Here is a 20,739-nt window from a genome sequence, read left to right on the forward strand (position 1 = left end):
GTGCCGCGAGGAGCGGCAGCGCACCTAATCGAGACGGAACCCGAGTTGATGGCCACCTTTCTGGATTTCGAGAAGCCGATCGCCGAGCTGCAGGGCCGGATCGACGAGCTGCGCGACACCGCGGCCGGCGGAGAGGTCGACATCGAGGCGGAAATCTCCAAGCTGCAGGGGAAGTCCGATCGGCTGCTGCGCGACACCTATGCGAAGCTGACGCCGTGGCAGAAGACCCAGGTCGCGCGTCATCCGGAGCGGCCGCACTTCAAGCACTACGTCGCAGCGCTGATCGAGGGCTTCATGCCATTGGGCGGCGATCGCGCCTTTGCCGACGATTCGGCGATCATCGGCGGTCTCGGCCGGCTCAACGGCCGCAAGGTGATGGTGATCGGCCATGAGAAGGGCGACGACACCGCCAGCCGGCTCAAGCACAATTTCGGCATGGGCAAGCCGGAGGGCTATCGCAAGGCGATCCGCCTGATGCAGCTCGCCGACCGTTTCGGCCTGCCGGTGGTGACGCTGGTCGACACGTCGGGTGCGTTCCCCGGCATCCAGGCCGAAGAGCGCGGCCAAGCCGAGGCGATCGCCCGCTCGACCGAGGCGAGCCTGGCGCTCGGCGTGCCGATGGTCGCCGCGATCCTGGGCGAGGGCGGTTCGGGCGGCGCCGTGGCGCTGGCAGCCGGCAACCGGGTGCTGATGATGGAGCACGCGGTCTACTCGGTGATCTCGCCGGAAGGTTGCGCCTCGATCCTGTGGCGGACCGCCGATCGCGCGCCCGATGCGGCGGAGGCGATGAAGGTCACGGCGCAGGACCTGCAGGCGCTGGGCGTGATCGATACGATCGTGGCAGAGCCGCTGGGGGGCGCGCACCGCGACCCTGCTGCCGCGATCGCCTCCCTAGGCGAGGCGCTGGGCAGTGCCCTGGAGGAACTCGACGGCATCTCGGGCGAGCATCTCCGCCGGGAGCGCCGCGCCAAGTTCCTGAACATGGGACGCGGCTGAGGCGCCGACGCACCGGCAGGGGCAAAGAAAAAGGGGCGGAACCTGGGTTCCGCCCCTTTCGCGTTTCAGCGTTCGCGAGCGTCTTAGCTGGCTGCGTTCTGCAGCTTGCCGCTCACGTTGTTGAACGTGCCGCTCAGCGAGTTGCCGAGGCCGGACATGGCGGCGATCGCGGCGACGGCGATCAGGGCTGCGATCAGGCCGTACTCGATCGCGGTGGCGCCCTTGTTGTTCTTCAGGAAGGTGCGGATCTTCTGCATTGGGGTCTCCAACGTTCGTGCTTCAACATACCCGGCTGATCCGGGAGAGACCCGGTGCAGCATCCGTTGCTCTACCGACCTGTTCGTTGAAAAAGCGTTTAGGCGCGCGGACGGTGCGACGGGCGGGATCAGCGCGCGCTGGCGTCGGAAACTTCCGCGTCCGCATGGTCCCACATGCCGACCACCTGCCGCGCCATCGGCGCAAGGGTCGCCAGTGCCGCAAGTGCGATCAGCGCAAGGATCAGCGCATATTCGACCATCGTGGCACCGCGTCGATCATGCCGCAGCGCGCGGGATAGACTTGCAATGACACGCATACGCTGGTCTTTCGCTCGCTTCTGACGAGAGGCTAGGCGCGGCGGGTAAAGAAATGCTGAGTGGAACGGGCGCAGGGTTGTTGATGGTCGTCGCCGCGGCCCTGGTCGACGGCGATGGCCGGGTGCTGGTGCAGCAGCGGCCACAGGGACTGCCGATGGCGGGCCTCTGGGAGTTTCCCGGTGGCAAGGTCGAAGCGGGCGAACTGCCGGAGGCGGCGCTCATCCGGGAACTGCACGAGGAACTGGGCATCACCGTGGAGCACGCGTGCCTGGCACCCGCGACCTTCGCCAGCGAGCCGCTGGGCGGGCGCCACCTGCTGCTGCTCCTCTACGCCCTGCGCAAATGGTCGGGAACCGTGGAGGCGCGGCATGCAACCGCGCTCCGCTGGGTCCGGCCGGTGGAACTGCACCGGCTGGAGATGCCGCCGGCCGACCGTCCGCTCATCGGCCTGTTGGAGGCGCTGGTCTAAGCCTTACTGCTTGGGCCGCAGCGCCTCTGCCAGCGACACGGTGGCGCTGCCGCGACGCGCCGGCTTCGGCTGGTCGGGGGAGGGCGCCCAGCCGGTGAGATAGATCACCTCGAACTGTTCGGGGACGCGCCCGCCTGTATCGGCGCGTTCGGCAAAGCGGCCGGCAGCCTCGACGAGGGTCGCGCGGGACAGGGGAGCACGGTCGACCAGGAGGCTGGTACCGCCCATGCCGCGCAGGTCCCCGATCAACCGTTCGAAGCTTCCGTAACGCACGTTCAGGGTTTCCGAGTCCGCCACGGGCAGCGCGAAGCCGGCGCGCATCAACAGGTCACCGGCCGACTGCAGGTTCACCTGCGGGTGAACGCGCGCCGCGGGGCGCTCCTGCTCCGCCGCCATCAGCGTTGCCCGCAGCGTCGATAGCGTTCCGCCGCCGGTGAATGCGGCCAGGAACAGGCCGTCCGGGCGCAACGCGCGCCGGATGAGGGTCAGCGCCCCCGGAAGGTCGTTCACCTGATCCAGCGTTCCCGCCGAGACGACGAGATCGAAGGACCCGTCCGCGAAGGGCAGTCGATCCTCGTCGCACTGCACGCCGCCTGCCGCCCGGGCAAAGGCGAAGCCAGGGTCGACGCGCAGGATGCGGGTGCCGGGAAGCGGCAGGCCTGCGTCGAAACAGCCGAGGTCCAGCACGTCGGCGAACTCGCGGGTCACGGCATCGAGTCGTTCGCTCAACCCCTCGATCATGAAGCGGCGCAGGAAGTCGGATTCGCCGAAGCGGGCGGCGATCCGGTCGCGGCGCAGGCGGCGCGCGGCGCGGTGGAAGATCTCTGGCGGTTGCACGGGGGCGCTTGTGCGCCTTCGCGGACGCGACGACAAGGATCGGCGTGAACGTCGTCGCCGCCCTGGTCCGAGGCAGCATCGCACTGGCACTGCCGCCGCGCTGCCCCGCGTGCGGGCAGGTGACGGAGGCGGACCATCGCTTCTGTGCCCGCTGCTGGGACGGCCTCCATTTCCTGGGGCCGCCTTGGTGTGCCGGCTGCGCCCTGCCGTTCGATCACGACCGGGGCGCGGACGCCTGCTGCGCCGCGTGCCTGGCAGCACCGCCCGCCCACGCCGGTGCCCGGGCAGCGGTCGCCTATGGTCCGGTCGCGCGCGACGTCGCCCTGAAGCTCAAATACGGTGGCCGGCTCGCCGCTGCGGAAACCATGGCACGCCTGATGGCGCGGCTGATGCCGGCGGACGCGGAATTGCTGGTGCCCGTGCCGCTTCATCGGCGCCGCCTGTGGTCGCGCGGCTACAACCAGGCGGCGCTGGTCGCCGGAACCCTGTCGCGGATCTGCGGCGTTCCGGCAGAACTGCACTTGCTGGCCCGCACGCGGGCGACGCCGGTCCTCCGGGGAGTTGGCCGGCGCGAGCGCGCAAAGCTGCTGGCGGGCGCCTTTGCGGTTTCTGGCTCTGGCAGACCGCGGCTTGCCGGCAAGTCCGTCGTGCTGGTGGACGACGTCTACACCTCCGGCGCGACCGCCAACGCCTGTGCCCGCAGGCTGGCCGCCGCCGGTGCCAGCAAGGTGACGGTGCTGTGCTGGGCACGCGTGCTGGACGAGGCACATGATTGACAAGCGGGGCCCGCCGACACACCTCAGGCCGCATGGCAAAGATCGAAATCTACACCAAGGCTTTCTGCCCCTATTGCACCCGCGCGAAGCGGCTACTCGAGAGCAAGGGGGCCGCGTTCGAGGAATTTGACATCACCATGGGCGGCGAACGCCGCGCGGAGATGCTCCAGCGGGCGAACGGCCGCACCACCGTGCCTCAGGTGTTCATCGACGGCCGCCATATCGGCGGATCGGACGATCTCGCCGCGCTGGATCGGCAGGGGGGACTGGACCCGCTGCTCGCACAATGAGGATTGCCCTGCTGCAGATGACGAGCGGGATCGACCCGCTCGCCAATGCGGCGGTGCTGACGGACGCGGTGGCCCAGGCGGCCGCCGGGGGCGCCGCCATGCTGTTCACCCCCGAGATGTCCGGCCTGATCGATCGGGATCGGAGCAGGGCGGCGGCCGTCCTGACGGACGAGGCCGGCGATCCCGTGCTGGCGGCCGTCCGGACGGCCGCGGCGGAGCATCGCCTGTGGGTTCAACTCGGCTCCCTGGCGATCCGCCGGTCGGACGGAAAACTGGCGAACCGTAGCTTCGTGATCGAACCCGACGGCGGGGTTCGGGCCCGGTACGACAAGCTCCACCTGTTCGACGTGGCGCTGAAAAGCGGCGAACGCTGGCAGGAATCGGCCGCCTACGCCGCTGGCGACGCCGCAGTGGTGGCGGACACCCCGGCAGGGGCGCTTGGCCTCTCGATCTGCTACGACCTGCGTTTCCCGGACCTATACCGGGCGCTGAGCGACGCGGGTGCCGAATTGCTGGCCGTACCCTCCGCCTTCACCCGCCCGACCGGTGCCGCCCATTGGCACCTGCTGCTTCGGGCTCGCGCGATCGAGGCTGCCGCCTTCGTGATCGCCGCGGCACAGACGGGCGTGCATGCGGACGGCCGCGAGACCTATGGCCATTCGCTGGTGGTCGATCCCTGGGGCACGATATTGCTCGACATGGGAGACGCGCCCGGCCTGGGCTTTGCCGAACTCGACCGTGACCTCCTTCGCGACGTGCGGGAGCGTCTGCCGGTGCTGCGGCATCGACGCGCCATCCCAGCCGTCGAGCGCGTCGCATGATCGTTTTCGATCTTCGCTGCGACGGCGGCCACGTCTTCGAAAGCTGGTTCGGGTCGAGCGCCGACTACGCCGATCAGAAGGAGCGGGGGCTGGTTCGCTGCCCGATGTGCGACAGCGCCTCGGTCGAGAAGGCGGTGATGGCGCCCAACGTCGCCGCCAAGGGCAACCAGCGCGCGACGACGGGTGCCGACCCGATGAAGGCTGCCCTCGCAGCGCTTGCCAAGGCGCAGGAGAAGGCGCTCGAAGGTTCCGAATGGGTGGGTTCCCGCTTTGCCGACCGAGCGCGCGCCATGCACCTGGGGGAGGAGGCGACGGCCCCGATCCACGGTCAGGCGACGCCTCAGGAGGCCCGCGCTCTGGTCGAGGAGGGCGTGCCCGTGGCGCCGCTTCCCCTGCCGGTCGTCCCGCCCGGCGCCCGCAACTAAACCGTCAGCCGAGCATCTCGCGGATCTTGGCCGACAGCTCCTGGATCGCGAACGGCTTGGTGATCATCGCCATGTTGGTGCCCAGGAAGTCGGCTCGAATCGCGGCATTCTCCGCATAGCCCGTCACGAACAGGATCGGCAGTTCCGGGCGGTGCTGACGGGCCACTTCGGCAAGCTGGCGGCCGTTCATGCCGGGCAGCCCCACGTCGGAGACCATCAGGTCGATGTGCCGGTCGGAGGCCAGGACGGCGATCGCCGCATTGGGTTCTTCCGCCTCGATGGGCACATAGGCCAGTTCCTCCAGCACCTCGCGTACGAGCAGCCGGACGGAAGGGTCGTCCTCGACCAGGAGCACGGTCTGTCCGTTCCCCTCCGGCACGGACCGGCTGGATGCGGCGTGGTCGTGCTCGGGCTGTGCGTCGACCGCGCGCAGGTAGAGCGACACGGTCGTCCCGGCCCCGGCCTGGCTGTGGATGCGGACCTGTCCGCCCGACTGGCGAACGAAGCCATAGACCATGGAGAGGCCGAGGCCGGTTCCCTGGCCGATCGGCTTGGTGGTGAAGAACGGGTCGAAGACCTTCTGGACCAGCTCCGGCGCCATGCCGACCCCCGTGTCGGAGACGGCGATGACTGCGTAGCGGCCGGGCTTCACGTCGGGCCTGGTCGCCACATAGGCTTCGTCCAGCTCGACGGTGCGCGTCTCGATCGTCAGCTGCCCGCCCTCGGGCATCGCATCGCGCGCATTGATCGTGAGGTTCAGGATCGCGTTCTCGAGCTGGTTGGCGTCGGTCTCCGCCCAGAGCGCGTCGGCCGCAGGCGCGACGTGGAGCGCGATGTTCTCGCGGATGGAACGGCGAAGAAGCTGCTCCAGCGAGGCAATCAGCCCGTTGATCTCGATCGGGCGCGTGTCGAGCGACTGCCGGCGCGAGAAGGCGAGGAGCCGTGCGGTCAGCGCCGCCGCCCGCTGCGCGGAGGCCGTGGCCGCGTCCATGAAGCGGTCCAGGTCGTCGGTCCGGCCGGCAGCGATCCGGCGCTTCATGATGTCCATGGCGCCGATCACGCCGGTCAGCATGTTGTTGAAGTCGTGCGCGATCCCGCCGGTCAGCTGGCCGACCGCTTCCATCTTCTGGCTCTGGAGCAGGGCGGCTTCGGCACGCGCGCGGTTCTCCATCTCCGCCTGGAGCGCCGCGGTCCGCTCCGCCACGCGTTCGGCGAGCAGCTCTTCGGTCTGCTTGCGATCGGTGATGTCGATGCCGAAGACGTGGAAACCGTCGACTTCCCCTTGCGCGTTCCGGCGTGGGAGATAGCGGATCTCGGTGTCGCGGCGACGGCCGTCCCGGCGGGGCGTCGGGACCTCCATGCGCACCGTTTCTCCAGCGAGCGCGCGCCGGATGTCCGCCTGACGTACCTGATACGCTTCTTCGCCCAGCACCTCGCGGACATGGCGGCCGATGATCTGCTCCGGAGAGACGTAGAACCAGTCCTCATAGGCGCGGTTGCCGAACCGATAGCGTCCGCCGCGGTCGACGAACGCGATCAGCACGGGGAGGGAGTCCGCGATCCGACGCAGCTCGGCCTCGCTTGCGGCAAGGGCCGTGCGGCTGACCTCCAGGTCGTGCATCCGGTCGCGGGTCTCGAACTGCCGCTGGCGGGAGCGCATCGCGGAATCGGTGGCGCTCAGCAGCGAGGCGACGCTCAGCGGCCGTTCGAGCACGATGGCGTTGCCGGTCAGCTCCAGCAGGCGCGCGCGGAGTTCCTCCGAGCCCGTTCCCCTGCTGCGCTGCCGCGCCGCGAGCAGGATGAACGGAATGTCCGACCAGCTCGGCTGCCCTGCGAGCGCCGAGCGGAGGGCGTGGGTGCCGAACCGCATCGCCTCCTCGGTCAGCAACACCACGCCGGCATGTTCGTCGAGGCGCGCCGCGACCGCGTTCAGGTCGGCACAGGCATCGGCGTCATAGCGCTGGTCGCGGAGCAGCCCCACGACGGCTTCGGCATCGCGCCCGAATGGCGCGACCACCAGGACGCGATAGCCTTCTGCTGCGGTCCTATGCCCCACGTTCGCGGTTTTCCATCAAGGGCAAGCGCTCGCCCGTATACTCCGGAGTCCCGGTCAATACGCCCTGGAACGCCACCAGCGGTGTCCCTACGCGAATGCCCTCTGCATCGACGCGGAACTCGCGGATCGTGTCCTCATGCGCGCCCGCGCGGTTCTTGAGCACGGAAATCGCCTTGCGGATGCGGCCATCTGCCTCGAAGAAGCGCAGCAGCATCACCGCGTCGGCGACGTAGGAGATGTTGATGTTCGACGACATCGTTCCCAACAGGCCCTGCTGCGGGTTGATGAGGAAGGTGGCGACGGCCTGCTGGTTCAGGAATGACAGCAATTCGTGCATCTGGAGCACCAACTGCTGTTCCTGAGGCATGGCCGCGAGATAGCCGTTGAGGCTGTCGATCACGATCACCCGCGCCTGGTCTCCCTCCACCCGGCGGCGGACGCGCGCCGCGAACTCGCCCGGCGAAAGCTCGGCCGGATCGACCTGCTCCACGATCAGCAGCCCGGCGTCGACATGCTTCTGAAGGTCCAGGTTGAACGAACGGGCGCGGGCCAGGAGCGTGCCGATACGCTCGTCGAACTCATAGATCACGGCCCGCTCGCCGCGTTCGCAGGCGGCATAGGCATATTGCAGGGCGATCGTCGTCTTGCCCGTGCCGGCAGGGCCCGTGATGAGCGTGGAGGTACCCCTTAGCGGCCCGCCGCCCAGCAGCGCGTCGAGCTCCGGGACGCCGCTCGGAATCGCTTCGCCGACCAAGGCGCGCTGGTGAGCGCTAGCGATCAGCCGCGGGTAGATGTCGAGGCCACCCTTGCGGATGGTGAAGTCGTGGAAGCCCGCCACGAAGTCGACGCCGCGCAGTTTCTGGATCTGAAGGCGCCGGCGTGCCGCGCCGAACTCCAGCGTCAGCCGTTCCAGCGTGATGACCCCGTGGCACAGGCTGTGGAGGTGGCCGTCGCCCCCATCGCGCGAGGCGGTAAGGTCGTCGACCAGCAGCACGGTCGTGTCGCGGCCGGCGAAGAACTGCTTGAGCGCCAGCACCTGGCGCCGGTAGCGAAGCGGATCCTGGGCCAGGAGGCGCATCTCCGACAGGCTGTCGAAGACGACGCGGCGCGGCTTCACGCGCTCCACCTCGGCCTCGATCAGCTTGATCGTCTCGCCGAGCTCCATTTCCCAGGAATAAAGGATCGACTGCTCGCGGCCGACGCCCAACACCTCGTCGGCCATGCTCAGTTCGAAGACGTCGAACTCGTCGATGCTCCAGCCATGGGAGGCGGCGACGATCGCGAGCTCTTCCTTGGTCTCGGACAGGGTCACATAGAGCGCCCGCTCGCCGCGGCGCGCACCTTCGCGCAGGAACTGGAGCGACAAGGTCGTCTTGCCCGATCCCGGCGCGCCCTCCAGCAGGTAGAGCCGGTTCGTCGGCAGGCCGCCGCGGAGGATCTCGTCCAGTCCCTCATTTCCAAAAGGGATCAGCGAGGCGGGTTCGGTCATGTCGGGAATGTCCAGCAGGAGCAGTAACGCCCCCTAGCATCGTCTTGATCGGCGGGACAGCGACTAGATCGCCGCAACTCAGGCAGGCCGCTACTTGGTTCTCGCGCCGGAAGCCTTGTCCTGCGTTGACGGGCAACCCGCGCAAACTTAGTGGGTTGGCCGAGGCCCCGGTAGCTCAGCAGGACAGAGCAACGGTTTCCTAAACCGCAGGTCGGGAGTTCGAGTCTCTCCCGGGGCACCATCAGGCATCGGATCGACAGGCGCGCACCGCCCCCGGGCGGGGACGGTGCGCGCCCGGCGTGGTTAGAAGCGGACGCGGCCGCCGAGGGTGAAGATCAGCGCATAGGCGTCTTCCAGTCGGCCGTCCGTCACGACCGGCGTCTGCACCGGCGTGCCGGCATAGGCCGCGGTGATGCGGTCGACGGTCTCGTCCTTGAACGAGACGTAGTTGGCGCCTGCGTCGATCGTGAAGCTGGGGCTCAGATTGTAGGAGCCGCCGGCACCGAAGTTCCAGCGGTTCGAATCCGGCACGCGGGCGTCGCGCTCGCCGTCGCGGGTCGGGGTCAGCGTGCGCTGCACGCCGGCGCGTAGCGTCAGGTCCGGGGTCGCGGCATAGTCGAAGCCGCCGGCCAGGCTCCAGGTATTGCGGTAGTTCTCGGGGATCGCCGTGTTGAGCGGGGAGCCGAGCCGGATCGCGTCGAAGTCTGCCCAGGTGTAGCGGATGCCCTGGACGTTCAGCGTCAGCGCATCGGTGGTGCGGAAGCGGCCGCCGACGATGATCTGCGCGGGCGTCTTGAACTTCGCCTTCACCCCGTCCAGCGAGCGGTTCTGGCCCGCAAGCGGACCAACCAGGCCGCTGATCTCGAGATTGCCCTTCAGCGTGTGCTCGATCGCCGACTTGTAGCTGATGCCGACGGTTGCCCAGTCATTGTGCATCTGCACGCCCGCGGTCCAGCCAAGATCCCAACCGTCGCCGCTCAGGATCTGCTGGCCATCGGGCAGGGCTGCCGAGAGGTTCGGGAGCGCGTTGCCGAGCTCCGCATCGGTGTATTCGACGTTCACCGCCGCGCCGACGCGCAACCAGTCGGTGACGGCGACGCCGATCGACGGCTGGATGTCGATGGTGCGCAGCCGGGTCTTGTCCGCGCTGTAGCGGGCCCAGCTGTCCGAATCATAGTTGGTGGTGAAGCTGTAGGGCGAGGTCACCGCCAGGCCGATCGACACGCGCTCGTTGAGCGGCATGGCGACCGCGCCCGAGGGGAGGAAGCCGTTGTTGATCGGGTTCTTGGACACCGACTGGCCGCCGACCGGTGCCGGCGGCTGGCCCGGGCGCACGATCACCGTGCCGTCGTCGACGACCTTGCCGCGCGGCAGGATGGCGGAGATCGCGATCGAGGCTTCCGCGCTGTCCATCTCGGCGATCGCTGCCGGGTTCCACCACAGCGACTGCGGGCCGGTATCGGCGACTTCGCCCGAGAAGGCGCGGCCGGCGGCGCGCGCCGACTGCTCCTGGAGGTAGAAGGCCTGCGCATGGGCGACGCCGGTGGAGGCGACCAGCCACACGGGAGCGGCGGCGAGCAGCGAGAACTTGATACGAGGCGACATTGGTTCTTCCCTGACGGTTGATTCGAAGCGGATTAGCGGACGCGGGTCCAGGTCTGGGTCTTGCACAGCGGCACGAACACGCAGCCGCGGACCTTGAGCTGGTTGGCGCCGACCGGCGTCACCTTGGCGCTGTAGGTCTTGCCGTCGTCGGCATTGTAGATGGTGCCGTCGACCCATTCCTTGCCGTTGGACTTGAACCCGCCCAGGATCTGCATCCCCTTGAGCGGCCGGCTGCGAAGCTGCGGATTGCTGTTCTTGACGTCCTTGAGCGTGGGGTCCGTGCGCAGGTGATCGGAACTGATCAGGCGGCCGCAGATCGACTCTCCGCAGCGGCTGATCTCCACGATCCCGTTCTTGGTTTCGGCTTTCCAGCGGCCGAGGGCTGCGTCCTGCGGCTGGGGTGCGGCAGCGACCGCCGCCGCGGCGAGCAACATCGTCAGCATCATCGTTCCTCTCCTTACGCTCGCCTGTGATGGCAAGTCGTGTCCCGCCTTCGCCAGCGCCTCCGGACTATTGGTGCCGGTGGCTGACGAATGCGGAAGTTACGTGCACGCTACGGTACCGGCGCCGGCTGTCAACCCTCGTAACAGGGGTTCTTCGATCAGGACACGCGGTCCGTGCCGGAATGCCACAGTTGCGCCCGCGCAGGCGGGCTGCGGATCGGAAAGTTAGTCGAAGGTTAGGCCAAGACGACCCGCCGCAGCGGTGTCGGCGGGCATGTCGGGGAGCGGGGGCAGGGGAGGATGCGATCATGGTGCCAGGAGAGCAGATGGCAGCCGTGTAGGACAGCTAGCGGTCGCGCGCGGGCCGTTCAGCTCCCGGCGAGCTTCATCAGCGCCAGGCCGCTGACGATCAGCAACGCGGCGATCAGGCGCATGGGGCTGGCGGACTCGCCCAGCACCAGCACGCCGATCGCAAAGGCGCCGATCGCGCCGATCCCGGTCCACACCGTATAGGCGGTGCCGAGCGGCAGCGACTTCATCGACCAGGAGAGCAGGCCGAAGCTCACCAGCATGCCCGAGATGGTGACGACGCTGGGCCACAGGCGGGTGAAGCCGTGCGACTGCTTCATGGCGGAGGCCCAGACGACCTCGAACAGACCCGCGATGATGAGAACGATCCAAGCCAAGGCAACCTCCGGAAGACTGAGGTGCCGGGCCGTCCCGGTCTTGATGCCCATGATGGGGCGGGAACGTGGTCGCCGCAGGGGGGGAGATAGCGGTGGGGACGGGCGGGATCAATGGGGGGGGGGGCTCGGGTGCGCGCGCGTGAGCCGTCGCGAGGGCCCCGTGCGGTAACCCTAGGCTCCCGCCTCCGCGGGAGCACGTTGGGGAGTTGGGCGCGCGGATCTCGTAAGTTCTGTCGCAGGAAAGGGCGTTTAGGTCGTAGACTCATCAAGCCAAATGTCTGGAAACGCCCCGTTGCGGACGTTCCTTGGATCGGCTCTATAAGCTCGATAAGCCGTTCGTATCAGGGCGAGACTAAGGCTGTGCTAACAAACCAACTCAAGGCAGCGACAGTGGGCTTTGCTATCACGGTCGCGCCCTTAGCTATCGTCGCAGTAGCTCAGAATGTCCTTATGCCACAAGTCGTTGCGGTTGTACAAGAGGTGGTTAGTGATGACCAAGCTTGGATGGTTGCATCATTGCGCAGCGAGTGGCTGCGCATGCACACTATTGTGGTGATGCTAATAGCCATTTACTGGCTTCTAACAGCGCTATTCGGACGAGGGCAGCTGTTGAGCTCAAAGGCTGCAAATCTAAGCCTCGCCCTATGCGTCTTCACCTATTTGACGATGACTATTTACTTTACCTTTTTCCAGCGGCCTGATGACCTAAGGGGTGTATGCCCTTTCTTGAGTATCTCTGATACGGATGCACCTAGCTTCGCCTTTGATGGCCGATCATCTTGCGGTCATTTTATTTACGCGGCTCACCAACTGCTAATTCTAGGGATGTTGGGGCTGGTCGTGCCGCTCACTGGAAGCCTGATAGTCCGGATAGTCTCATCCCGCCGTGCCAGATTTGCTTGAGTATGACAGCCCTCCAACGTTTGTCGAAGGGAGCTCCCCACCCAAAATCGGCCGTTCAGCGCTCGATCTAGGGGATCGTCGTTCATTGGTTCACAACTTGCTTTTGGCGATCGCGAGACGTGCCGCGCCCGCGCGTGCTCCCGCGCAGGCGGGAGCCCACGAGGCGCGGGGGCGGCGCTTGTTACCCTTCAGGCAGGTAAACGCGCAGTCGTACCGCTCGTACCCCGGCGGAGGCCGGGGTCCTGTTGGGAAGTGGCGGATGGGGCGCGCTACTGCGACGGCGCCGCAACTGGGCCCCGGCCTTCGCCGGGGTACGGTGGTAGGGTGTGGGGCGGGCGTCCCGCGTCTGCCGGTCCGCGTCACGCGTAAACGAAGGGGCGGGATTGCTCCCGCCCCGTTTCGGTTACAGCTTCTCGGTCAGCTCGGGCAGGATCTGGAAGAGATCGCCGACCAGGCCGACGTCGGCGACCTGGAAGATGGGGGCGTCCTCGTCCTTGTTGATGGCGATGATGGTCTTGCTGTCCTTCATGCCCGCGAGGTGCTGGATGGCGCCCGAAATGCCGACCGCGACGTAGACGTCGGGGGCGACGATCTTGCCGGTCTGGCCGACCTGATAGTCGTTGGGCGCGAACCCTGCGTCCACCGCGGCGCGGCTGGCGCCGATCGCGGCGCCGAGCTTGTCGGCGAGCGGCTCGATCAGGGCGTGGAACTGCTCTTCCGAACCCAGCGCACGGCCGCCGGAGACGATCACCGCGGCGCTGGTGAGCTCGGGACGGGCGGACTCCTGGGTCTCGGCACCGACGAAGCGCGACTTGCCCTGGTCGCCCGGCGCGGTGACGGGTTCGACGCTGGCGCTGCCGCCTTCGGTCGCCGCCTTTTCGAAGCCGGTGGCACGCACGGTGATGACCTTCTTGGCGTCGCTCGACTGCACGGTCGCGACCGCGTTGCCGGCGTAGATCGGGCGCACGAACGTGTCGGCGCTCTCGACCGCGACGATGTCGCTCACCTGCATCACGTCGAGCAGCGCTGCGACGCGCGGCGCCACGTTCTTGCCGATCGAGGTGGCGTTGGCGAGGAAGGCATCGTGGTCGGCCATCAGCGGCACCACCAGCGCTGCGACATTCTCGGCGAGCAAGTTGGCATAGGCCGGATCGTTGGCCAGCAGCACCTTCGACACGCCCGCAACCTTCGACACGGCGTCGGCGGCCTGCACGGCGGCGTCGCCGCTGCCGGCGACCAGCGCGACCACGTCCCCCAGCTTGGCGGCTGCGGTGAGGGTGGCCAGCGTCGCGTCCTTCACGCGGCCGTCGAGCTGTTCGACCAGTACCAGCACGCTCATGCGATCACTCCCAGGCTCTTGATCTTGTCGACCAGCGCGTCGACGCTGTCGACCTTGACGCCGGCAGCGCGCTTGGCGGGCTCCTCCACCTTGAGGACGCTGATGCGCGGCGAGAGGTCGACGCCATAGTCGGCGGGGGTCTTCTGCGCGAGCGGCTTGGACTTGGCCTTCATGATGTTGGGCAGCGAGGCGTAGCGCGGCTCGTTCAGCCGCAGGTCGGTGGTGACGATGGCGGGCAGCGGCAGCGCCACCGTCTCGAGGCCGCCGTCGACTTCGCGCGTGACGTTGGCGGTGTCGCCTGCGACCTCGAGCTTGGAGGCGAAGGTGCCCTGGCCCCAGCCGAGCAGCGCGGCCAGCATCTGGCCGGTCTGGTTGTTGTCGTCGTCGATCGCCTGCTTGCCGAGGATCACGAGCTGCGGCTGCTCTTCCTCGACCACCTTGGCGAGGAGCTTGGCGACGCCGAGCGGTTCGGGACGCACGTCCGAGGTGATGAGGATGGCGCGGTCGGCGCCCATTGCGAGGGCGGTGCGCAGCGTGTCCTGCGCCTTGGGCTCACCGATCGAGACGACCACGACCTCGGTCGCGACGCCCTTTTCCTTCAGGCGAATGGCTTCCTCGACGGCGATCTCGTCGAACGGGTTCATGCTCATCTTGACGTTGGCGAGGTCGACCCCCGACCCGTCCGCCTTCACCCGCGGCTTCACATTATAGTCAAGCACCCGCTTGACCGGCACCAACAGCTTCATGTGTTCCTCTCCCAAGCACGGGCATAGCCCGCGATCAGATCCGTGCAGATGGCCGCCGCCGGGCGGATGGCGTCGACGGCGCCCACGCCCTGTCCGGCAGACCAGATGGTTTTCCACGCCCGCGCCTCTTCGGCGAGGTCGAGCGTCGGCGTCTCGCCCGGCTGCCAGCCATTGGCCTCCAGGCTGGGACGCAGGAAATTGGCGCCGACGCCGGTGACGGCGGCGGTATGGACGACATCGGCAGCAGAAGAACCGATCATCATCGCCTTTTGCTCCGCACCGGCGAGGCTTTCTTCCGAGGCGATGAAGTGGCTGCCGAGATAGGCGAAGTCTGCCCCCAGCATCTGTGCCGCAGCGATGTGGCGTCCCTCCGACATGGCACCGGCGAGCGCGAGCGGCCCGTCGAAGAAGCGGCGGATTTCCGCCACCAGCGCGAAGGGACTGAGGGTGCCGGCATGGCCGCCGGCGCCCGCCGCCACCGCGATCAGCCCGTCGACGCCGGCTGCGACCGCCTTTTGCGCGTGGCGGGTCGAGATGACGTCGTGGAAGACGAGCCCGCCATAGCCGTGCACCGCGTCGATCACTTCGGGCACGAGGCCGAGCGAAGTGATCACCAGCGGCACGCGGTGGCGGACGATCGCGGCCAGATCCTCCATCAGCCGCGTGTTGCTGCGATGGACGATCAGGTTGACGCCGTACGGCGCACAGCCGTCATCGAGTGCGCCCTCGATCTCCTCCAGCCAGGCGACGAAGCCTTCCGTGGTGCGCTGGTTGAGCGCCGGGAAGGTGCCGACGAGCCCCGCCCGGCAGCAGGCGGTGACCAGCGCCGGGCCGGAGATCAGGAACATCGGCGCCACGATCGCAGGGATCGCGAGCCGCTGTTCCCAGGCGGGGGGCATCGTCACGCCGGTGCCCTTCAGAAGGCGTCCTCGGCGAGCGCCATCGTCGAGCGCTTGCCGGACTTGATCGCCAGGAAGGCGGCGGTCGCCTGCGGCAGGATGCGGTCGAAGAAGAAGCCGGCGGTGGCGAGCTTCGCCTTGTAGAAGCCCGCCTCGTCGGTGCCCTCGGCCAGCCGCTGGCCTGCGATGCGCGCGCTCTTGAGGAAGCAATAGCCCATGCCGACGAGGCCGAGGAGGCGCAGATAGTCGGTGGCGGCCGCACCGGCCTCTTCCGGGTCCTTCATGCCGCGCTGCGCGATCATGCCGGTGGCGAGCTGGAGCGCGCCGAACGCCTGGCGCAGGCCCTGCGCCATCGGCTTGATCGCCTCTTCGCCTTCATGCGCGTCGAGGAACGACGACACAGGGTGGAAGAAGGCGCGCAGGTTGCGACCCATGCGGGCCGGCATCTTGCGGCCGACGAGGTCGAGCGCCTGGATGCCGTTGGTGCCTTCATAGATCATCGCGATGCGGGCATCGCGGACATATTGCTCGACGCCATGTTCGCGGATGTAGCCGTGGCCGCCATAGGTCTGCACCGCGAGGTTCGCCGACTCATAGCCGAGGTCGGTGAACAGCGCCTTCACGACCGGCGTCATCAGCGCGATGAAGTCGGTGGCGCGGGCGCGCACTTCCGGATCGGCCGAGGCCTTTTCCGCATCCAGCGCACGGCTGACCCAGCCGCCGAGCGCGCGGCACCCTTCCGTATAGACGCGCGCCGTCATCAGCATGCGGCGGACGTCGGGGTGGACGATGATCGGGTCGGCGGGGAGGTCAGGGCGCTTGGCACCGCCGAGCGCACGGCCCTGCAGGCGCTCGCGCGCATAGGCAACAGCGCTCTGATAGGCGGCCTCGCCGATGCCCAGGCCCTGGACGCCGACCGACACGCGCTCGGTGTTCATCATCGTGAACATCGCGGCCATGCCCTTGTGCGGCTCACCGACCAGCCAGCCCACGGAGTCGTCGAAGTTCATCTGGCAGGTGGCCGACGCCTTCATGCCCATCTTGTGCTCGATGCCGGCGACGGTGACGCCATTGGCATTGCCGAGCGTGCCGTCAGCATTGGGCAGGAACTTGGGCACCAGGAACAGGCTGATGCCCTTAACCCCAGGAGGCGCGTCCGGCATGCGGGCGAGCACCAGGTGGATGACGTTGTCGGTCAGGTCGTGGTCGCCGGCCGAGATGAAGATCTTGGAGCCGGTGACGCGGAAGCTGCCGTCCTCCTGCGGCACCGCGCGCGTGCGCAAAAGGCCGAGGTCGGTGCCGCAATGCGATTCCGTCAGGCACATCGTGCCCGACCATTCGCCCGACACCATCTTGGGCAGATAGGCCTGCTTCAGATCGTCGGAGGCATGGCCCTCGATCGCAGTGGTCGCGCCGTGGGTGAGGCCGGGATAGAGGCTGAACGACACGTTGGTCGCGCAGATCATTTCCTCGACCAGCTTGTTGATCGATTCCGGCAGGCCCTGGCCACCCCATTGCGGGTCGGAGGCAAGCGCCGCCCAGCCGGCTTCGCGGAACTGGTCATAGGCCGCCTTGAACCCGGCGGGGGTGCGGACCACGCCGTTTTCGATGCGGCAGCCCTCGATATCGCCGGGCGCGTTCAGCGGCAGCAGGATTTCCTGCGCCATGCGGGCGGCTTCCTCCAGCACCGCGTCGAGCAGGTCGGGCGTGAATTCGGCGTGGGCGGCGAGATCGCCGAACCCGTCGTCGCCGTGCAGCTCGTGCAGCACGAAGCGCATGTCGCGCAGCGGGGCTTCGTAGACTTGCATGTCGATCTCCTTTCCGGCCGGGTGCCCGAGCACCCGGCGGCAAAATCAGTTGCGCAGCGGCTTGCCGGTTTCGAGCATCTGCTCGATGCGGGCGACCGTGCGGCTATCGCGGACGCGGGTCATGAAGCCCTTGACCTCCAGCTTGAGGAGATCCGCTTCCTTGACCGTGTCGACCAGGTCGGCCTCGCCGCCGGTGAGCACTTCCGCGAGGCTGTCCGACACGACCAGGTCATAGTCGGTGGCGATGCCGCGCTTGTGGAAGCCCTCGGCCGCCATGCGCAGCGCCAGGCGGCCGCTGGCGCCGGGCAGCTTGAACTCGGGCGGGGCCGGCGGGGTGTAGCCGTCGACCAGCGACAGTGCCTTCGCCTTGGCATCCGCGAGCAGCCGGCTGCGGTTCATGGTGATGCCGTCCTTGGCCCGCAGGAACATCAGTTCCTTGGCCTCGGCCGCAGACTTGGAGACGGTGGCAGTGCTAACCGTCTCGAACACCTTGGCCACCGCGGGCATCGGCCCCTTGGGGAGCTGGCCCGACTGCTGCCAGCGGTCGATCATCTCGCCATTGCCGCCCCAGCCCGGGATCAGGCCGACGCCGGTTTCGACGAGGCCGATATAGGTCTCGGCATGCGCCTGGACCGCATCAGCGTGGAGGACGATCTCGCAGCCGCCGCCCAGCGCCATGCCCGCAGGCGCGGCGACGACGGGGAAGGGGGCGTATTTCAGCGCCTTGAGCGCCTGCTGCCCGGCCACGACCAGCGTCTGCACCTCGCCATAGGCGGCGATGTTCAGCGCGAAGAGCGCGAGGCCCAGGTTGGCACCGGCCGAGAAATGGCTGCCGTCATTGTAGATCACCAGCGCCTTGAACCGATCCTTGACGATCGGGATCGCCTGCTGGATCAGCTTCATGACCTCGCCATCGAGGGCGTTCATCTTGCCGGTGAACTCGATGCAGGCGACGCCGTCGCCCACGTCCCACAGTGCCGCCGAGCCGGTCTTGGCGAGCGGTTCGCCGGCGCGCTTGATATCCTCGAGCATCAGCACGCCGTCGGGGCGGACGATGTCGTGATAGGCGCCGTCGAGGCCGAAATACTGGCGCTTGCCGCCTTCGACCCGATAGAAGCTGCCGCTGCCGACCTGTTCCAGCAGCGCCGGGACCGTGCGGCCCTCTGCCTTCAGCCGCTCGACCAGCTTGGCCGCACCAATGCGGTCGACCAGCTCGAACGGCCCGAACTTCCAGTTATAGCCGAGCTTCATCGCGTCATCGATCGCGACAATGTCGTCGGCCGCTTCGGGCACCAGCATCGCCGCGTAGCTCAGCACATGGCTCAGCACCGTCCAGGCGTACTCGCCGACCTTGCCCTTGACGCCGAGCAGCTTGCCCAGGTCCCGGTCTGCGCCCGAGGGCAGCGACGCAGGCTTGCGGCTGTCGTGATACTCGCCGGTCTTGAGGTCGATCGACTGCTTGACCTTGCCGCCGTTCGAACGGTCGAGGCGGTAGAAGCCGCCCTTGCCCTTGCGGCCCGTATAGCCTTCCGCGATCATGCGATCGACGAGCGGCAACGGGCGCACGGTGTCGAAATAGGGATCGCCCTGCGACAGCGTGGACGTCAGGCTCTTGGACAGGAGCGGCATCAGGTCGATGCCGACGAGGTCGACCAGCCCGAAGATGCCGGTCTTGGGAACGCCCATCGGCTTGCCGCCGATCTGGTCGGCTTCCTCGACGGTGAGGCCCTGGTCCATCGCCGCGTTGATCGCGACCGCCAGCCAATAGGTGCCGACGCGATTGGCGATGAAGCCAGGCGTATCGTGCGCGGGAACCACGGTCTTGCCGAGGCTGCGGTCGGCGAAGTCCGACACGCGCGCCACCAGCTCGGGGTCGCTGTCCGGGCCGGCCACGACCTCGATCAGCCGCATGTAGCGTGGCGGATTGAAGAAGTGGGTGATGAGGAAGTCGCGGCGGAACTGGTCCGAACGACCTTCGACGAGCTGGCCGAGCGGGATCGTCGAGGTGTTGGACGATACCGCGGTACCGGGACGCTTGGCCGCTTCGATCCGGGCATAGAGCGCCTGCTTCAGGTCGAGCCGCTCGACGATCGCCTCGATCACCCAGTCGCACTCGGCGATGCGGTCGAGATGGTCGTCGATGTTGCCGGTCTCGACCAGCTTGGCCGCACGCTTCGACATGAAGGGGGCGGGGTCGGTCTTGAGCAGCTTGGCCACCGCGCCCTCGGCCACCGCATTACGGTTCGCCTCGTCGCGGACGATGTCGAGCAGCAGTACCGGCACGCCGGCGTTGGCGACCTGGGCGGCGATGCCGGCACCCATGGTGCCGGCGCCGATCACGCAGACCTTACAGATGGGCTCGCTCATTCGGCCGCCTCCAGCAGGGTCGCGATGCCCTGGCCGCCGCCGATGCACTGGGTCGCGAGCGCATACTTGCCGCCCTCACGCTTCAGGAGCGACGCAGCCTTGCCGACGATGCGCGCGCCGGTCGCGCCGAGCGGGTGGCCAAGCGCAATCGCGCCGCCGTCGATGTTCACCTTCGCCGTGTCGAGGCCCAGGTCATGGATGCAGGCAAGCGCCTGGCTGGCGAACGCCTCGTTGATCTCGACCACGTCGAGCGCATTGGCGTCGATGCCGCCACGCTCCAGCGCCTTGCGTGAGGCGCCGATGGGGCCGAGGCCCATCACCTCGGGCTCCAGGCCGGAGATGCCGACCGTCTTCAGCCGGGCGAGGATCGGCAGCCCGTGGGCGCGGGCATAGTCCTCGCTGGTGACGAGCACCGCGGCCGCACCGTCGGTGAGCGGCGAGGAGGTGCCGGCGGTGACCGAACCGTCCTTGTCGAACGCCGGCTTCAGGCCCGCCAAGCCCTCTGCGGTCGTGTCGGGGCGGACGGTGCCGTCTTCGCTCACGACGCCGTTCTTGGTCTGGATCGGCACGATCTCGTCGTTGAGCCGACCGCCGGCCTGCGCTGCGGCAGCCTTCTTCTGGCTGTCGACCGCAAAGGCTTCCTGGGTCTCGCGGGTGATCTGGTACTTGGTGGCGACGCGCTCGGCGGTCTCGCCCATGCCCATATAGGCGCCCGGCATCTTCTCGGCGAGCGCAGGGTTGGGGAGGGGGTTGTAGCCCATCATCGGCACGCGGCTCATCGATTCGACGCCCGCGCAGATGAAGACCTCGCCCGCGCCGATCTGGATCTGGCCCATGGCGATGTGGATCGAGCTCATCGAGGATCCGCAGAAGCGGTTCACGGTCATGCCGCCGACCGACAGCGGCAGGTCGCCGAGCAGACCGACGAGGCGCGCGACGTTCATGCCCTGCTCGCCTTCCGGGAAGGCGCAGCCGACGATCAGGTCCTCGATATCGCGGGCATCGACGCCGCTGCGCTCGATCAGGCCGCGAATCACCTGGGCCGCCAGGTCGTCCGGGCGGACCCGGGCGAGCGCGCCCTTGTGCGCGGGATGAAAGGGGGAACGGGCATAGCCCGCGATCACGACGCTCTTCATCTCAATCCTCTCCGAGGCTTTGGGCATCCTAACGGCACCTTTCGTTCCTAATGGTGCGAGATTTCCCTATACG

General features: G+C 67.8%; 20 protein-coding genes and 1 tRNA gene. 7 read left to right on the plus strand and 14 right to left on the minus strand.

The window, feature by feature from the left end; all coding sequences use genetic code 11:
- Positions 1–48: 48 nt before the first annotated feature.
- Positions 49–996 carry an acetyl-CoA carboxylase carboxyltransferase subunit alpha gene (locus EO081_RS03610; protein WP_129340541.1) on the plus strand — a complete coding sequence of 316 codons (948 nt, stop codon included), beginning with the start codon at positions 49–51 and terminating at the stop codon, positions 994–996.
- A gap of 83 nt (positions 997–1,079) precedes the next feature.
- Here the strand turns inward: EO081_RS03610 and EO081_RS03615 are convergent, their stop codons facing one another.
- Positions 1,080–1,253, minus strand: a complete 174-nt coding sequence (locus EO081_RS03615) for a Flp family type IVb pilin (protein WP_129340542.1) — start codon at positions 1,251–1,253, stop codon at positions 1,080–1,082.
- A gap of 128 nt (positions 1,254–1,381) precedes the next feature.
- The gene (locus tag EO081_RS03620; RefSeq protein ID WP_129340543.1) at positions 1,382–1,570 is read right to left on the minus strand and encodes a Flp family type IVb pilin; all 189 of its coding nucleotides are present in this window, start codon (positions 1,568–1,570) and stop codon (positions 1,382–1,384) included.
- Between the two features lie 83 nt (positions 1,571–1,653).
- On the opposite strand from EO081_RS03620, the gene EO081_RS03625 reads away from it, so the two are divergent.
- Positions 1,654–2,040 (plus strand): (deoxy)nucleoside triphosphate pyrophosphohydrolase, encoded by a 387-nt coding sequence (locus EO081_RS03625; RefSeq protein WP_240697526.1) that lies wholly within the window; start codon positions 1,654–1,656, stop codon positions 2,038–2,040.
- Between the two features lie 3 nt (positions 2,041–2,043).
- Here the strand turns inward: EO081_RS03625 and EO081_RS03630 are convergent, their stop codons facing one another.
- Positions 2,044–2,877 (minus strand): class I SAM-dependent methyltransferase, encoded by an 834-nt coding sequence (locus EO081_RS03630; protein WP_183947813.1) that lies wholly within the window; start codon positions 2,875–2,877, stop codon positions 2,044–2,046.
- Between the two features lie 44 nt (positions 2,878–2,921).
- Here EO081_RS03630 and EO081_RS03635 point away from each other — a divergent pair, with 44 nt between their 5' ends.
- The 4 genes from EO081_RS03635 to EO081_RS03650 are packed head-to-tail and all read left to right on the plus strand — an operon-like array spanning position 2,922 to position 5,189.
- The gene (locus EO081_RS03635) at positions 2,922–3,653 is read left to right on the plus strand and encodes a ComF family protein (RefSeq protein ID WP_129340545.1); all 732 of its coding nucleotides are present in this window, start codon (positions 2,922–2,924) and stop codon (positions 3,651–3,653) included.
- Between the two features lie 32 nt (positions 3,654–3,685).
- Positions 3,686–3,943: a glutaredoxin 3 gene (gene grxC / locus EO081_RS03640; RefSeq protein WP_125960935.1), complete on the plus strand. Its 258-nt coding sequence runs from the start codon at positions 3,686–3,688 to the stop codon at positions 3,941–3,943.
- A complete protein-coding gene (locus EO081_RS03645; protein WP_129340546.1) occupies positions 3,940–4,764 on the plus strand; it encodes a nitrilase-related carbon-nitrogen hydrolase in 825 nt (274 codons plus the stop codon). Before grxC ends, EO081_RS03645 begins: the two co-directional genes overlap by 4 nt.
- Positions 4,761–5,189 carry a DUF1178 family protein gene (locus EO081_RS03650; RefSeq protein ID WP_129340547.1) on the plus strand — a complete coding sequence of 143 codons (429 nt, stop codon included), beginning with the start codon at positions 4,761–4,763 and terminating at the stop codon, positions 5,187–5,189. Before EO081_RS03645 ends, EO081_RS03650 begins: the two co-directional genes overlap by 4 nt.
- Positions 5,190–5,193: 4 nt before the next feature.
- On the opposite strand, the gene EO081_RS03655 is transcribed toward EO081_RS03650, so the two are convergent.
- Both EO081_RS03655 and EO081_RS03660 read right to left on the minus strand, forming a co-directional pair.
- The gene (locus EO081_RS03655; protein WP_129340548.1) at positions 5,194–7,245 is read right to left on the minus strand and encodes a hybrid sensor histidine kinase/response regulator; all 2,052 of its coding nucleotides are present in this window, start codon (positions 7,243–7,245) and stop codon (positions 5,194–5,196) included.
- Positions 7,235–8,734: an ATPase domain-containing protein gene (locus EO081_RS03660; RefSeq protein WP_129340549.1), complete on the minus strand. Its 1,500-nt coding sequence runs from the start codon at positions 8,732–8,734 to the stop codon at positions 7,235–7,237. The genes EO081_RS03655 and EO081_RS03660 overlap by 11 nt, the downstream gene beginning before the upstream one ends.
- 164 nt (positions 8,735–8,898) lie before the next feature.
- Between EO081_RS03660 and EO081_RS03665 the strand changes: the two genes are divergently transcribed.
- Positions 8,899–8,975: transfer RNA gene (locus tag EO081_RS03665), tRNA-Arg, on the plus strand.
- A gap of 62 nt (positions 8,976–9,037) precedes the next feature.
- Here the strand turns inward: EO081_RS03665 and EO081_RS03670 are convergent.
- The 9 genes from EO081_RS03670 to EO081_RS03710 all read right to left on the minus strand — a co-directional run bounded on the left by EO081_RS03670 (position 9,038) and on the right by EO081_RS03710 (position 20,666).
- Complete coding sequence (locus EO081_RS03670; protein WP_129340550.1) at positions 9,038–10,339, minus strand: OmpP1/FadL family transporter; 1,302 nt, start codon at positions 10,337–10,339, stop codon at positions 9,038–9,040.
- A 32-nt stretch (positions 10,340–10,371) separates the two neighbouring features.
- Positions 10,372–10,782 (minus strand): DUF2147 domain-containing protein, encoded by a 411-nt coding sequence (locus EO081_RS03675; protein WP_183947870.1) that lies wholly within the window; start codon positions 10,780–10,782, stop codon positions 10,372–10,374.
- A gap of 368 nt (positions 10,783–11,150) precedes the next feature.
- On the minus strand, positions 11,151–11,468 hold the full coding sequence (gene sugE, locus EO081_RS03680) for a quaternary ammonium compound efflux SMR transporter SugE (protein WP_129340551.1): 318 nt from the start codon (positions 11,466–11,468) through the stop codon (positions 11,151–11,153).
- A gap of 1,306 nt (positions 11,469–12,774) precedes the next feature.
- The gene (locus EO081_RS03685; RefSeq protein WP_129340552.1) at positions 12,775–13,710 is read right to left on the minus strand and encodes an electron transfer flavoprotein subunit alpha/FixB family protein; all 936 of its coding nucleotides are present in this window, start codon (positions 13,708–13,710) and stop codon (positions 12,775–12,777) included.
- Complete coding sequence (locus EO081_RS03690) at positions 13,707–14,456, minus strand: electron transfer flavoprotein subunit beta/FixA family protein (RefSeq protein WP_129340553.1); 750 nt, start codon at positions 14,454–14,456, stop codon at positions 13,707–13,709. Before EO081_RS03690 ends, EO081_RS03685 begins: the two co-directional genes overlap by 4 nt.
- The gene (locus tag EO081_RS03695) at positions 14,453–15,361 is read right to left on the minus strand and encodes an NAD(P)H-dependent flavin oxidoreductase (protein WP_129340554.1); all 909 of its coding nucleotides are present in this window, start codon (positions 15,359–15,361) and stop codon (positions 14,453–14,455) included. The genes EO081_RS03690 and EO081_RS03695 overlap by 4 nt, the downstream gene beginning before the upstream one ends.
- Positions 15,362–15,372: 11 nt before the next feature.
- A complete protein-coding gene (locus tag EO081_RS03700) occupies positions 15,373–17,163 on the minus strand; it encodes an acyl-CoA dehydrogenase C-terminal domain-containing protein (protein WP_129340555.1) in 1,791 nt (596 codons plus the stop codon).
- Between the two features lie 45 nt (positions 17,164–17,208).
- Entirely contained in the window at positions 17,209–19,530 is a 2,322-nt protein-coding gene (locus EO081_RS03705; protein WP_129340556.1) for a 3-hydroxyacyl-CoA dehydrogenase/enoyl-CoA hydratase family protein, read from the minus strand.
- Positions 19,527–20,666, minus strand: a complete 1,140-nt coding sequence (locus EO081_RS03710) for a thiolase family protein (protein WP_129340557.1) — start codon at positions 20,664–20,666, stop codon at positions 19,527–19,529. Before EO081_RS03710 ends, EO081_RS03705 begins: the two co-directional genes overlap by 4 nt.
- Positions 20,667–20,739: the final 73 nt, after the last annotated feature.

Origin of the sequence: Sphingomonas desiccabilis, assembly GCF_004135605.1 — a bacterium.
GTDB lineage: Bacteria > Pseudomonadota > Alphaproteobacteria > Sphingomonadales > Sphingomonadaceae > Sphingomonas > Sphingomonas desiccabilis.